This window comes from Rhodococcus sp. NPDC047139, from assembly GCF_040643435.1.
Lineage (GTDB): Bacteria > Actinomycetota > Actinomycetes > Mycobacteriales > Mycobacteriaceae > Rhodococcus.
Genome location: NZ_JBEYUH010000007.1, coordinates 94,130 through 107,324, shown reverse-complemented (window position 1 = coordinate 107,324; position 13,195 = coordinate 94,130). Strand labels below are relative to the sequence as shown.

General features: G+C 65.9%; 15 protein-coding genes. 8 read left to right on the top strand and 7 right to left on the bottom strand.

Going from position 1 to position 13,195, the window contains the following annotated elements; all coding sequences use genetic code 11:
* Window positions 1–20 precede the first annotated feature (20 nt).
* The 4 genes from ABZ789_RS11275 to ABZ789_RS11260 form a co-directional block, all read right to left on the bottom strand.
* On the bottom strand, window positions 21–290 hold the full coding sequence (locus ABZ789_RS11275) for a CDGSH iron-sulfur domain-containing protein (protein ID WP_358423422.1): 270 nt from the start codon (window positions 288–290) through the stop codon (window positions 21–23).
* Between the two features lie 5 nt (window positions 291–295).
* Entirely contained in the window at window positions 296–922 is a 627-nt protein-coding gene (locus ABZ789_RS11270; protein ID WP_358423893.1) for a HemK2/MTQ2 family protein methyltransferase, read from the bottom strand.
* Window positions 923–1,122: 200 nt separating this feature from the next.
* Entirely contained in the window at window positions 1,123–2,715 is a 1,593-nt protein-coding gene (locus tag ABZ789_RS11265; RefSeq protein WP_358423419.1) for an NAD(P)/FAD-dependent oxidoreductase, read from the bottom strand.
* Complete coding sequence (locus ABZ789_RS11260) at window positions 2,712–3,155, bottom strand: SRPBCC family protein (protein WP_358423416.1); 444 nt, start codon at window positions 3,153–3,155, stop codon at window positions 2,712–2,714. Before ABZ789_RS11260 ends, ABZ789_RS11265 begins: the two co-directional genes overlap by 4 nt.
* Before the next feature lie 114 nt (window positions 3,156–3,269).
* Between ABZ789_RS11260 and ABZ789_RS11255 the strand changes: the two genes are divergently transcribed.
* Together ABZ789_RS11255 and ABZ789_RS11250 are read left to right on the top strand one after the other, a co-directional pair.
* Window positions 3,270–4,226, top strand: coding sequence for a PfkB family carbohydrate kinase (locus ABZ789_RS11255; protein WP_358423413.1), 957 nt, complete (start codon window positions 3,270–3,272; stop codon window positions 4,224–4,226).
* Window positions 4,223–5,014, top strand: a complete 792-nt coding sequence (locus ABZ789_RS11250) for a 5'/3'-nucleotidase SurE (protein WP_358423410.1) — start codon at window positions 4,223–4,225, stop codon at window positions 5,012–5,014. The genes ABZ789_RS11255 and ABZ789_RS11250 overlap by 4 nt, the downstream gene beginning before the upstream one ends.
* A 55-nt stretch (window positions 5,015–5,069) precedes the next feature.
* Here the strand turns inward: ABZ789_RS11250 and ABZ789_RS11245 are convergent, their stop codons facing one another.
* A complete protein-coding gene (locus ABZ789_RS11245) occupies window positions 5,070–6,083 on the bottom strand; it encodes an alpha/beta hydrolase (RefSeq protein WP_358423407.1) in 1,014 nt (337 codons plus the stop codon).
* Window positions 6,084–6,346: 263 nt separating this feature from the next.
* Here ABZ789_RS11245 and ABZ789_RS11240 point away from each other — a divergent pair, with 263 nt between their 5' ends.
* From ABZ789_RS11240 to ABZ789_RS11225, 4 genes are all read left to right on the top strand, one after another.
* The gene (locus tag ABZ789_RS11240; RefSeq protein ID WP_358423404.1) at window positions 6,347–7,873 is read left to right on the top strand and encodes an FAD-dependent oxidoreductase; all 1,527 of its coding nucleotides are present in this window, start codon (window positions 6,347–6,349) and stop codon (window positions 7,871–7,873) included.
* A gap of 92 nt (window positions 7,874–7,965) precedes the next feature.
* Window positions 7,966–8,532, top strand: coding sequence for a type 1 glutamine amidotransferase domain-containing protein (locus ABZ789_RS11235; protein WP_358423402.1), 567 nt, complete (start codon window positions 7,966–7,968; stop codon window positions 8,530–8,532).
* 78 nt (window positions 8,533–8,610) lie between these two features.
* Window positions 8,611–8,760 (top strand): hypothetical protein, encoded by a 150-nt coding sequence (locus tag ABZ789_RS11230; protein WP_358423399.1) that lies wholly within the window; start codon window positions 8,611–8,613, stop codon window positions 8,758–8,760.
* 119 nt (window positions 8,761–8,879) lie between these two features.
* Window positions 8,880–10,316 (top strand): trehalose-6-phosphate synthase, encoded by a 1,437-nt coding sequence (locus ABZ789_RS11225; RefSeq protein ID WP_358423396.1) that lies wholly within the window; start codon window positions 8,880–8,882, stop codon window positions 10,314–10,316.
* A gap of 56 nt (window positions 10,317–10,372) precedes the next feature.
* On the opposite strand, the gene ABZ789_RS11220 is transcribed toward ABZ789_RS11225, so the two are convergent.
* Window positions 10,373–10,573, bottom strand: coding sequence for a hypothetical protein (locus tag ABZ789_RS11220; protein ID WP_358423891.1), 201 nt, complete (start codon window positions 10,571–10,573; stop codon window positions 10,373–10,375).
* Window positions 10,574–10,814: 241 nt separating this feature from the next.
* Between ABZ789_RS11220 and ABZ789_RS11215 the strand changes: the two genes are divergently transcribed.
* Both ABZ789_RS11215 and ABZ789_RS11210 read left to right on the top strand, forming a co-directional pair.
* Window positions 10,815–11,171, top strand: coding sequence for a hypothetical protein (locus ABZ789_RS11215; protein WP_358423394.1), 357 nt, complete (start codon window positions 10,815–10,817; stop codon window positions 11,169–11,171).
* A 128-nt stretch (window positions 11,172–11,299) separates the two neighbouring features.
* Window positions 11,300–12,538, top strand: a complete 1,239-nt coding sequence (locus ABZ789_RS11210) for a glycosyltransferase (RefSeq protein WP_358423391.1) — start codon at window positions 11,300–11,302, stop codon at window positions 12,536–12,538.
* A gap of 24 nt (window positions 12,539–12,562) precedes the next feature.
* On the opposite strand, the gene ABZ789_RS11205 is transcribed toward ABZ789_RS11210, so the two are convergent.
* Entirely contained in the window at window positions 12,563–13,045 is a 483-nt protein-coding gene (locus ABZ789_RS11205) for a hypothetical protein (protein WP_358423388.1), read from the bottom strand.
* Between the last annotated feature and the right edge of the window lie 150 nt (window positions 13,046–13,195).

The window sequence follows — 13,195 nt, the reverse complement described above, 5'->3', positions numbered from 1 at the left end:
GGATCGGTCGATCGGGATCCTCAGGGGTTCTCCGCGCCGGCGCAGCCGTCTACCGTCTTCGAAGCGCGGACGAGAGTGCGATGGCTCGTGTCGCAGAGTGGATACAGGGCACTGCGGTGGCAACGGCACACCGCCACCACGAATCTGTCCGATACCACCTCGGCACCGTCGTCGGCCACGATCCGCACAGGTCCTTCGACGAGGGTGGGTCCGCCTCGCACCTGACGCACCACACGCGCTTCACGCTCACCGTCCTCGGTGATCCGCGTGATCTTCGGTGCCCGGTTCAATGTTCTCAGCTCCTCACGCGGGGACTATCGGCACGAACCACAACCACCTCTTCGGTGAGGGTGCCCGGCTCAGCCAGCTGCGACGAGTACAGATACTCCGCCCGGCTGCGCAGCACCGGACCGAACGGGATCCGGCTGCGGGCTACGACGGACGCCTTGAGATCCACATCGCGCAGACGAGACAACGTCGCGTCGACGCCCGTGAACTCCGAGTGCACGATCAACGCGAAACCGCCGGGTGCGAGCAGGTCGGGAAGGCTGTCACAGAGCGGATCGAGCACACATCGGCCGTCCGTACCTGCGTCCCAGCGTGGATCGCGGGTCTCCCCTTCACACGGAACGTACGGTGGGTTGGACAAGACCACGTCGAACGGGCCGTGCCGCACCGCCTCCTCGAGTCCACCTCGGCGCGCACGGATCGGTAACCCGCGTGACCACGCGTTGACACGTGCGCTCAGCACGGCACGTGGAGCGATGTCGAAGGCCGTCACCGAAGCAGCACCGAGCTGAGCAGCATTGACTGCCAGAAAACCTGTCCCGGTACAGAAGTCGAGCACCTTGGCGCCCTTCGTGCCACCAGCGTCCGCCAGTGCAGCTGCGAGCAGATACGAATCCTCCTGGGGGCGGTACACCCCGGGAAGGCGCCATATCCGCGGCGAATCCGATCCGTCCAGCGCCAGGGAAGCTGTCACGTCACACCACCTCGGTATCTCTGATCGGACACGATTTCCACGGCCCCCGACCCGAGACCGGCTCCGTCCGTTTCGCGAGCGGATACCCGAGCGACATCGATGTGAAACACACCACGAATCCGCATGGTTTTCTGTGGGCGCTACGAGAACAGTCTCCGGCGTGCCGCATTTCGTACGCGACGGGCCACCGGTGCGGTTCGCTTCGTATCGTCGAGGGCGGCACGAGCGGCATTCCAGCCACCCATCCCGTGGACTCCCCCGCCCGGATGCGCGCCTGCGCTGGCGAGGTACACCCCTTCGACGGGAGTTCGCGGACCTCCGAAACCGGGAGTGGGCCGGAGGAACAACTGCTGGTAGACCTGCGCGGTACCGCCGTTCACGGCACCGCCGACGAGATTCGAGTCGGCTGCTTCGAGGTCGCCGGGTCTCTGAACGTGGCGCCCGACCACCCTCGAACCGAATCCCGGTGCGTACGCTTCCAGTTGGGCATCGACACGTTCGGCGAGATGGTCGGCGGCCGTATCGTCGGTTATGCCCCGAGGCAGATGTGTGTAGGCCCAGCAGCTTTCGGTTCCCTCCGGCGAACGCGTCGCATCCGTAGTGGTCATCTGCCCGAACAACAGGAACGGGGATTCGGGTACGGTCCCGGTGGCCAGATCGGCCGACCACCTGATCATTGCGTTCGTGTCGGCTCCGACGTGCACTGTGCCGGCCCCGTTCAACGAAGGCGAGCGCCACGGCACAGGGCGGTCGAGAGCGTAATTCACCTTTACCACGGGTGTGTCCCATTCGAAGCGACGGAGATCATCGCGCACCCGCGAACCGACCGCATCCGCAGGAAGGAGACGCGTGTACAGAGCCGGAGCCGAGACGTCCGCGAGGACGGCACGCCGAACCTTCACCCGTTCACCACCGGAAGTACGCACGGCAGACACAGTTCCGGCCTCCAATTCCACGGCGACCACCGGAGAATTGCAGCGCACTTCGGCGCCCGCCGATTCGCACCGCCGGACCAGCGCGTCGCTCAGTGCCCCTGCACCGCCGACCGGCGCGGGAAATCCGACGTCCTGCGCGAGCATCGTCAGGATGTATCCCATGACGCCGCTGCCCGGCGCTTCGGGTGGCGTGTCGGCGTGCATGGCGTTGCCGAGGAGCAGCAGGCGGGCGGCCGAACCGCGGAAGAGTTCGGCGGACATCCGGGTGACCGGCAGCGCGAGCATGCGTGCATAGCGCAGCAGGTCCCCTGTCTTCATGCTCCGCAGCAGGTCCACGGAGCCTCGGACGGGAGGAAAAGGCCCCAGGAGCAGTTCGAGCAGCGCACCACGGACCTGTTTCCACTGCTCGAACAGCGCGAGCCACGCCGCGCCGTCACCCGCACAACGTCGCTCCAGATCTGCCGCTGTATCCACCGGATCGGGCGAAACGACGATCGCATCCTCGTCGTCCGGCGAGAGGGGATGGCCGAATGCCTTGGGCGATCGTGCCCAGCGAAGGCCGTGCGACGCCAGATCCAGGGCCTGGAAGGCAGGTGAGACCACGCCGAGCGGATAGAACGCACTGAACAGATCGGCTCGGAAGCCGGGGTGGAGTTCGGCGCTGCGCACCGCCCCGCCGGGGTCGGGTTGTTCTTCGAGCACGAGAACGTCCCACCCCGCGTCGGCGAGCACCGCAGCGGCAGTGAGACCGTTCGGGCCGGCACCGACGACCACGGCATCGACCGCATCGCCGCTCATTCCGTGGCGCCTTCGGCGAGCAGCACCAGCCGTCGCAGGCATTCCTGGTTGCGCGGCAACACCAGTTCCTCCTGGACACGATCGGGAACCAGGGCGTACGGTCCCGCGACGACGTGCTCGGCCATACCGACCCGCGTGCCACCGGCGGGAGTCGGTTCGAGCGTGATTCGTATCTCGGCCTTACCGAAGAGCCAGGCCCGTGCACGCAGCACGAGTTCTCGCTCGGGCACCATCGATCGAACCTCGGTGCGGTCGTCGAGCAGTAACGGCCAGAGCCCCACCGAGTGGTGGATTCGGGTACCCGCTTCGGGCCAGGCGGTATCGACCGCCCGGATGCGTGACGCACCGACCACCCATGCCGCGTATCGCCAGCCGTCCGACAGGATCTCCCATACCCGTGCCGGCGCCACCGGCGCCTCGACAGTCGCGATCCTGGCCATGCCCACTCCTCAACCCTGGACGAGAGCTCGCTTGCGGCACACGCATACCCCGCCAGCGGATCCGTCACACGGAGTCGGGTGTCACCGCTGTTCGGAGGGGGTATACGGGCAGGCATGGAACCCGAGAACAGCGCCACCAAACCCTATGGCTTCGTCTTCGCCCCCGCGCCCCTCCTCACCGTCACGCTCGAGAAGGCACCGGACGGAAGCACCGAACTCCATGTGCACCCGGGCGGCCAGGGCTTCTGGATAGGGCGCATGGCCTCGATTCTGGGAATGGATGTGCACCTGTGCGGTCCGTTCGGTGGCGAATCCGGATCCATCCTCGTCGACATCATCGAGCGTGAAGGCTTGACGGTGCACCCGGTGAAGACGGCGTCGGCGAACGGTTCCTACATTCACGACCGTCGCGAGGGTGAGCGGAAGGAGATCGCCGACATCTCCCCGCCCGCACTCACCCGGCACGAGATCGATGATCTGTTCAGCGCTTCGCTGGCTTCCGCGATGTGCGCGAAGGTCGCGATGCTCGGCGGCCCCCACCACGACGCAGCCGTGCCCGCCGAGATGTACACCCGGCTGTGCGCCGATCTCGGTGCACTGGGCATTCCGGTCGTGGCCGACCTGTCCGGTCCTACGCTGCGCGCGGCCCTCGAAGGAGGCGTGAACGTTCTCAAGGTCAGTCACGAGGATCTCATCGAGGACGGGCTCGCCGAGTCCGACTCACTCGACGATCTCCTCGAGGCCATGCAACGTCTCCAGGACGACGGTGCCGAGTCGGTGGTCATCTCGCGTGCCGGTGATCCGGCGATCGCCTTCGACAACGGTAATTTCTGGGAGGTCGAGGCACCCTCGGTACAGACGGTGGATCACCACGGGGCCGGCGACTCCATGACCGCAGGTATCGCTGCCGCCTACGCGGCGGGTGAGAAGTTCGAGGACGCTCTGCGACTCGGCGCCGCAGCGGGCGCGGTGAACGTGACGCGCCGGGGCCTGGCGACCGGCAACAGCGCCGCAGTCGAGAAGATGTCGGAGAAGATCGAGGTCAGAAAACTGAAGGGAAAGCGCTCATGAGAGCACTGATCGTCAACGACGACGGCATCGACAGCCCCGGTCTCCTGCTGCTCGCTCGGGTCGCCGTCGATGCAGGATTCGACGTTCAGGTCGCGGCCCCGCACGTCGAGCGCAGCGGTGCGAGCGCGTCGTTGACGGCGCTTCAGGACGAGGGAAAGCTCCTTCTCAGCCGGCGACCTCTCGATGGCCTCCCCGATGTGGAGTCCTACGCGGTGGAGGCCTCCCCCGCTCTGATCACCTTTCTCGCGGCGTACCGCGCTTTCGGACCCGAGCCGGACATCGTCCTGTCGGGAATCAATTTGGGCCCCAATACCGGTCACGCAATCCTGCATTCGGGCACGGTGGGTGCGGCACTGACTGCGGCCAGCCACGGTGCCCGCGCAGTTGCGTTGTCCCTCAACGGTACCGAGCCGTCGCAGTGGGAAACTGCAGAACTCGTGGCGCAGAGGGCCCTCGACTGGGCAGTCGAGCACAGCCGTCCGGGCACGGTGCTGAACGTCAACATTCCCGACATCCCGATCCACGAACTCCGCGGGCTGCGTAGTGCGCCGCTCGCGGAGTTCGGCGCGGTGCAGGCAGAAGTCGGCGAGGTCGAACAGGATGGCGATGTCTCACGCGCCGTGCCCGTCACGTTCCGGGCCGTCGAACTGGACGAGTCCCACGACAGTGACGCCGTGCTCGTGTGTCGCGGGTGGGCGACGGCTACTGTCCTGACGATGCCCTTCGAGGTGGCCGAGGCCGATCTCGGCGCACTGGAATTCGCTCACTCGGGTAGTTCCCAGACGTGAACGACAGACCGCTCGGCCGAGTATCGCCCGGCCGAGCGGTCCGCTCTGCAACCGCTCAGGCGACCGCCGAGTTCGGACCGAAGCCGGAAATCGGAGTCTTCAGAGTCTTTTCCACACTTCTGTCCGACCCGGTGACCGAGCGCACGAAGTTCCCGGCTTCTGCGATCGCGCGTCGGCTCTCGGGAAGGCCGTCGGCGAAAATCGGGAAGGCGTGCACCTGGTGTCGCCATACGTGCAGATCGCAGCTCACTCCCGCTTCCCGCACCGCCCGGGCCATGGATTCGGCATCACTGCGCAGCAATTCGTCGTCGCCGGCGTGGATCATCACGGGCGGGAGAACACTGAGGTCGTTGTCGAGGGGGCACATCAGCGGCCCAGGCTCTCCGTCCACGGTCAGGCGCATGTGAGTGCCTTCGATGTACTGCACGAGCGACCGCACGGCCGAGCCCGGGAACATCGGGCAGGCAGCCTGCATGTCGTGTTCGGCGCGACGATCCGAGTCGAGGTCGACGAGCGGAGACAGCGCGACGATCCCTGCCGGCCGGGGCAGGTCGGCTTCGGCGAGTGCGAGCGCCGTCATGAACGAAAGATAGCCTCCGGCGGAGTCACCTGCGATGACGATGCCCTCTCCGCGGTAACCCTTCTCGCACAACCATTCGTATCCGCGTATCGCATCGTCCACCGCGTGCGCGATGGGAGCATCCGGGAGCATCCGGTAGTCGACGTTGAGAACCGCGCCGTCCGAACGATCCGACAGCCTCACTGCCAGCGAGCGATGAGTGTTCAGCCCGCACATGAGGAACGCGCCACCATGCAGATACAACACCGCGCGTTTGGTCGACCGGCCCTCGGCACGGATCCACTCCGCTCCGCAGGATCCCAGATCGACGTCGATGTACTGCGCTCCGGACGGCCTGGGAAGCAGAGAGGCAGCGCTGTCGACGATCGTCAGTGGCCACGCGAGGTCCGGCCGTGCCATCCATGCACCGACGACAGGTTTCGCGAGGGCGCGCACTGCCCCCCGCACGAACAGCGAGCGCATGCTCCCGCCGCGGTGGGTGCGGCTCACGCCTCCACTCCCACAGAAATCGTCGCTCTCAGAGGGCAGCACTGGAACCTCCCCGTGGATCACCCCACGAAACTTGTCGTTTCTGCCGTTTTACACAGCAACAGTAGTGCGGTTTACCCTTCGCTTTACGAAGCCGAAACCTCGAGCGTCGAACCAAGAGAAAACGATCCGTAGCCGAGAACTCGGTAAAGAGACAGGTGACGCCGCGTGCTGCGGGTGAGGCCGATCGTTTACCGCTTCGCCGGACGAGGTAACCAGCGCACATGTCTACCGAGACCACGGTGTCCCTGTGGCGGGATCGCGCTCCACGGACCGCGGCGTACGACGACTGGACGGCCCGCCGGGAGCGCTACGACGTCGTGGTCGTCGGCGCGGGCATCACGGGCACCGTCACGGCACTGCTCCTCGCCGAGCGAGGACTGCTCGTCGCGGTCGTCGAAGCCCGCGACATCGGAGCTGTGACCACCGGAAACACGACCGGCAAGCTGAGCGTCCTTCAGGGCACCCGCCTGTCGCAGATCGGTCGCCGGCACTCCGCCGCGATACGCCAGGGTTATGTGGACGGAACGCTCTCGGCGCAACGGTGGGTGGTCGACTTCTGCACGCGGCACGGACTCGATCTCGACCGGGCGAACGCGTACACCTACACCCAGGACCCCGCGAACGCGGGCATGATCGAGGCGGAGTACCGCCACTGTCGCGCCGCCGGCCTTCCGGCCGAGCAGGTCGACGAGACCCCGCTTCCCTTCCCTGTGGCTGCGGCGGTGACGATCCCCGACCAGATACAGGTCGATCCCATGCCTCTTCTGTTCGAGGTCGTCGACCGGGCACGCGCGTCCGGCACCCACGTGTTCGTCGGTCGGCGTGTGAAGACGGTGGACACCGACGGCGAGGGATGCATTGTCCGGACCGACGCCGGCGACGTCCGCGCAGATCGCGTGGTGCTCGCGACCGGTACCCCGATCCTGGACCGCGGGGGATTCTTTGCACGCCTCGAACCGGACCGGTCGTACTCCATCGCCGTCGAGGTACCCGGCGGGCCCCCGGAAGGGATGTACCTTTCCGCGGACAGTCCCACACGATCACTCCGCACCGCTTCCGCCGCAGGGACATCGTCGTCGGCAGATCGTCTGTTGCTCGTCGGCGGTAACGGCCATGTGGTGGGCCGGCACCATTCCGCACGCTCTGCCTACGACGACCTGCTGCACTGGAGCCAGCGGACGTTTCCGGGAGCGCGCGAGCTGTACCGCTGGTCGGCGCAGGATTACTCCGATATCGACAGCCTCCCCGAGGTCGGACCGGTCCTGCCGGGAGCCGACCGGATCTGGGTGGCGACCGGTTTCGGCAAATGGGGAATGACGAGCGGAGTCGCCGCGGCCCAGATCATCGCTTCCCGGTTCTCGGAGTCACCCGATCGCGGTGTCGAGGCATGGGCACCCGCCATGACCGCCTGGCGCACCGAACTGGTGACGGGTGCGCCGACGGCGGTACGACTCAACGCCACAGTGGCAGTGCAGATGGCCAAGGGCTGGCTGCAGGCCGAGATGTCTTCGGGATCCACCCCCGGGGAAGGCGAGGGGCGGGTGGTCCGCAGTTGCGGACGACCCGTCGGGGTGTCCACGGTCGACGGACGGACACGACGGGTGAGCGCGGTCTGCCCGCACCTGGGGGGAATCCTGCGTTGGAACGACGCCGAGAGCTCGTGGGACTGCCCGCTGCACGGATCTCGATTCGCCGCCGACGGAAGCTTGCTGGAGGGTCCCACCACCAGCGATCTCTCACCTCGATGAGACCGCGGGTGAAACACGAGGTGAAAGATCTTCGTTTGGTTCTCCTTCGTCCCGGGTAGACCCCAGAGCAGTCGAGAAAGGACTATACGAACATGACTTCCGCCGATGGGGCACGCCTGTCCGGACTGACCATCGCCGTACTCGCCACCAACGGGGTCGAAGAGGTCGAACTCGTCGAGCCACGCCGGGCTCTCGAGAACGAAGGGGCCGCTGTCCGGCTCGTCTCCCTCGAGCAGGGTGAGATCCAGGCCATGGAGAAGGACGTCCACGCAGCCGGCAAATACACCGTGGACCACGTGGTGGCAGAGGTGTCCCCCGAGGATTTCGACGGTCTGGTACTCCCCGGTGGAACCACGAACCCGGACCAGTTACGGCAGGACGACGAGGCCGTTTCGTTCGTGCGCGAGTTCGTCACCTCCGGCCGCCCGGTCGGCGTGATCTGCCACGGGCCGTGGACACTCGTCGAAGCCGATGTGGTGCGCGATCGCACTCTCACGTCGTATCCGAGTGTTCGTACCGACATTCGCAACGCCGGTGGACACGTCGTCGACAAGGAGGTCGTCGTCGACGGGAACCTCGTGTCGAGCCGCAATCCCGGCGATCTGCCGGCCTTCTGCGACGCGCTCGTCGACCTCTTCGCCGCGCACCGTGCAGGTTGACTCCGCCCGGATCCGCGCTCTCCCACCACTGCGACCGCAGGATCGCAGTTCTCTCCTGCCCTTCGAAAGGATCTGAAGATGTTCGAGCAGAGCTCCGGCGCCGGTTCCCCGGCCCCCGTTTCCTCCACACTGCACCAGGGGGTGCGGTTCAGCACTGCAGAGATCAAGAAGCGCATCGGCGAGATGTTCGACGATGCACCCGCGCTGGCCGTACCCAGCGAGAACTGAATCGGACTCCGCCGGCCGTACGCTGTCTTGCGGCCCCTCACCCGCCTTGATAACAAGAACCGGTCGATTCGAACATTCGGGATTGATGCGCCGTGAGGCAGTAGTACAAAGGCGGGATAATGAACGAACCGAACTCCTACGATTTCGTAGTCGTCGCAAACCGATTGCCGGTGGATCTCGAAACTCCGGCCGACGGTGGCCCACCGGTATGGCGCCGTAGTCCCGGCGGCCTGGTCACCGCGATGGAGACCGTCCTCCGGTCCAGTGAGGGCGCCTGGGTCGGATGGCCCGGAACGCCCGACGTCCGCGTCGACCCGTTCGAAGAAGATGGGCTGGCACTGTATCCGGTGGAGCTCTCCGCCCAGGAGGTGGAGGAATACTACGAAGGCTTCTCGAACGACGCCCTGTGGCCGCTCTATCACGACGCATTGATCCCACCCACCTTCGATCGCCGCTGGTGGCGCACATACAGGCAGGTCAACGAGCGGTTCGCCGAGGCGGCCGCTCGTGCCGCAGCTCCGGGGGCCACTGTGTGGGTGCACGACTATCAGCTTCAATTGGTCCCCCGGATGTTGCGCGACCTCCGCCCTGACGTGACCATCGGCTTCTTCCTCCACATCCCGTTCCCGCCCACGGAACTCTTTCTCCAGCTGCCGTGGCGCAAGGAGATCGTGGACGGCCTTCTCGGCGCCGATCTCGTCGGCTTCCACCTCCCCGGCGGAGCTCAGAACTTCCTGTATCTCGCAAATCGCCTCTTCGGCCTTCCTTCGCCGCGTGGAACGGGCACGGGCGGCACGATCGATCTCGGCGACCGAAGGGTGCGGGTAGGCGCCTATCCGATCTCCATCGACTCCGCACAACTTCGGGATCGCTCCCGAGAGAAGAGCATTCGCGATCGTGCTGCCGAGATCCGCCGGGATCTGGGCGATCCTGAGGTCATGTTGCTCGGCGTGGACCGGCTCGACTACACCAAGGGAATCGACATCCGCATCGAGGCGCTCTACGAACTCTTCGAGGAAGGCACACTCGACCCCGAGAAGGTGGTGATGGTGCAGCTGGCGACTCCGAGCCGGGAGCGGTTGACCGCCTATGCGCGCCTTCGTGATCAGGTAGAGCGCGAAGTGGGCCGGATCAACGGGGAATTCGCGCGGCTCGGTTCCCCGGTCGTCCACTATCTGCATGCTTCCGTCGACCGGGACGAGCTACTCGCCATGTACACCGGGGCCGACGTCATGCTCGTCACCCCTCTACGAGACGGGATGAACCTCGTGGCAAAGGAGTTCGTCGCCTGCCACGAGGATGGCAGCGGATCGTTGGTGCTCAGTGAATTCGCTGGGGCAGCAGCCGAATTACGCCGGGCCCTGCTGGTCAATCCCTACGATCTCGAGGATGTGAAACGAGCGATCGTAGCGGCGATCGAAGAAGACCCCGCAGAGCGCACGAGGCGTATGGAGACCATGCATTCGCACGTCATGACGCACGACGTCGCTCTGTGGTCGCAGACCTTTCTAGACGATCTGCGCGCCACTTCGGGTGCCCCGGTCGACATCTCCTGAGACGAGATGCCCGTCCTTCTCCGGCCGGATGCCGGCGAAGGACGGGCAACCCCCGCCTACTGGGTCGGCTGCGGCACCTCGCACTCCACTGCAGGATTGACTCCCGCGTAATTGAGCGGTCCCGCCACTACTGTGATCGCCACTGTTGCGAGACTGCTGCAGTTCTGTTCCGAACTCTCGAAGTAGCCCCGCTGACCGGCCGCCACCGCACCGATGACCAGCCAGATCAGGACGACAAGACTCAACAAGCGCACGATCTCACCTCGATCCGTCTCACCCGCCGGACCGTCCGGCCGGGTAGCAATACCCGGGTCCGAAACCGCACAAACACAACAAAAGTCGCGATCCGAGCGTATAGGACCAAACGCCCACGAACGCGAGCTCTGTCCGGATGGCATGCGGACGGTTGATTGAGTGCCCGCCGCGAGGGTAACCGAAGGTCGAATCGCGCCCTGCGCCGAACGAAGCGCACGTGCGCCCTTCGAAGTGAGGAGTGCCATGACCCAGGATGTGGAAAAACGTTGGAACGATCCTCGTACGGCCAGGAAGGCCGGTGGTTACGCAGTCGCCGTGATCGTGGTGGCACTCGCAGTGATGGGCGGCGCGATCGCCTGGGGCACGAGTTCCGGGCAGGACTGCACCGATGCGGCGTTCGCCGTCTGCGCCGATCCCGAACGCCAGGTCCTGGTCTTCGGACCGACTCTGGTACTCCTGCTCGGCGGTCTCGGCGCACTGCTGATGGCCTACCGAACCTGGAAGCGCGGTGGCCGCTGGCCGATCTGGCAGGGCGCTGGCTGGGTGCTCCTGGTATTCATGGTCGTCTACGCGACCATCTCCGCACGGTCGATGATCTGACTTCGTCAAGGCCGGATCCCCGGTGACAGTGAATTCCGCCATCGAGGAGCATTTTTCGGTTCACATCTCGCCTTCCTGCCGGTTTACCCGTCTCGGCGCACGGGAATGCAGACGAGGTGAAGATCGCGATGGTTGCCGGCCAAGTGAACCCCCTGATCTGCCACGGCTCGCAGCCGAGTGCGCCGCCGCAGGGCCTGCACATACATGTCACCGAACTGTCCTCGGCCTTGACGCGGGCAGGCCATGAGGTGGTGATCTACACCCGCCGGGAGGACAGCGCCGCTCCGGAGAGACTGGCGGCTCCCGGCGGATACGAACTGGTGCACGTGCCGGCAGGCCCTCCATCCCCCATGCGTCCCGATGAGACCGCTTCTGCAATGGGCGAATTCGGGAACTTTCTCGAGAGGGAGTGGCGTGGACGCCCACCGGACATCGCACACGCCCATTATTGGCTGTCGGGACTGGCCACGCAGCTCGCCACCCGATCACTCGGAATTCCTGTGGTTCAGACGTTTCACTCACTGGGCACGGTCGAGCACAGGGTTCGCGAGAGAACCTCCATGGACAAGGCCTCGAGAGATCGAATTCGACTGGAACGACTCATCGCACGAGGTGCTACGCGCATGATCGCGACCAGCTCGGACGAAGTCTTCGAACTGGCACGTATCGGACTCCCTCGCACACGCACGACGGTGGTCCCCAGCGGCGTCGATACCGAACACTATTGCACCGCAGCATCTCCCGTTCCCACGCGAGCCCGTCGGCCTCGCCTCGTCACAGCCGGCCCCCTCGAACCCGCATCAGGGTTCGATACCGCCATCGAAGCACTGGCAGGTATCCCCGATGCCGAACTGGTGATCGCGGCGCATCCGGCTCCCGCTCGTGCGCCGCGGCGCCTCGACGAGGAGGAGAACTCCCGCCTCGCAAAAATCGCAAGAACACACGGAGTAGACGGACGCGTTCACATCCGTCGCGAGGTCGGGCGGGCGGAGATGCCCGCGCTGTTGTGTTCCGCCGATGTCGTGGTGTGCACGCCCTGGCACGATTCGTCCGGAATGCTCGCTCTGCAGGCCATGGCCTGTGGTCGTCCGGTGATCGCATCCGCCTCCGGCGGAACGCTCGACACCGTCCTCGACGACACTACAGGCGTGCTCGTGCCCATTCGATCTCCCGAAGCCGTGGCCGCCGCGGCCCGCCGGCTCCTCACCGACACAACGGCACGCGCTACCTTCGGCATCGCCGCACGCGACCGCGTAATGGCCAGATACACCTGGGATCGGGTTGCCGAGGACACTCTGCGGACCTACGAGCGGTGCGTGCCGGTCCGGCGCACTGCACACCGAACTGCACGGACCGGTGTGCAGTGACGCGATGAACGGACACCGGACCGATCAGGGGTTCTGATCGGTCCGGTGCGCTCCCGGCCTACCGGCGGTGTCGATTCGACCCTCACCGACCGGCCCCGCCTCCGTGGACGGTTCCGCCGAACCGGCGGCGCGGGTGCTCGACCCATCCTGGGCGGTCGTGGAACGGGGGTCCAATTCCTCTGCGCGACGGCGACGTTCGTCGAGTTCTGCGCGTGCGGACTCGGCCGCCCGTCGTTCCTCGTCGGACCGTGCACGCAACCGCTCCGCTTCCGCCGCCTTCGCTTCTGCGTCCGCGGCAGCGCGACGAGCTTCCGCCTCGGTGCGATCGGCCGACGCGGCGCGTTGCTCTACGGCGGCCTTGTTCTCCTCGACGCTACGTCGCAGCCGCTCGGCTTCGGCACGTCGCCGCTCGGCGCCGCGCTTACGGAGTGCCCACACCGACACCGCAAGCAGCGCCACTGCGACGGCCACCACTACCACCAGCAGAATCCAGTCGTTTGTATCCATCTCACCCTCCTCGGTTCAGGGGGCGGATTCCCCGAGGCCGAAACGGCGAAACGGGCAGAGCGGACTCGTACGGCGAGCAGCTCCGAACAGGCCCGTTGCCGTCCGGATCTCCGAACGGCAACGGTGTGAATGACGTGGCAGGTCTTCCGG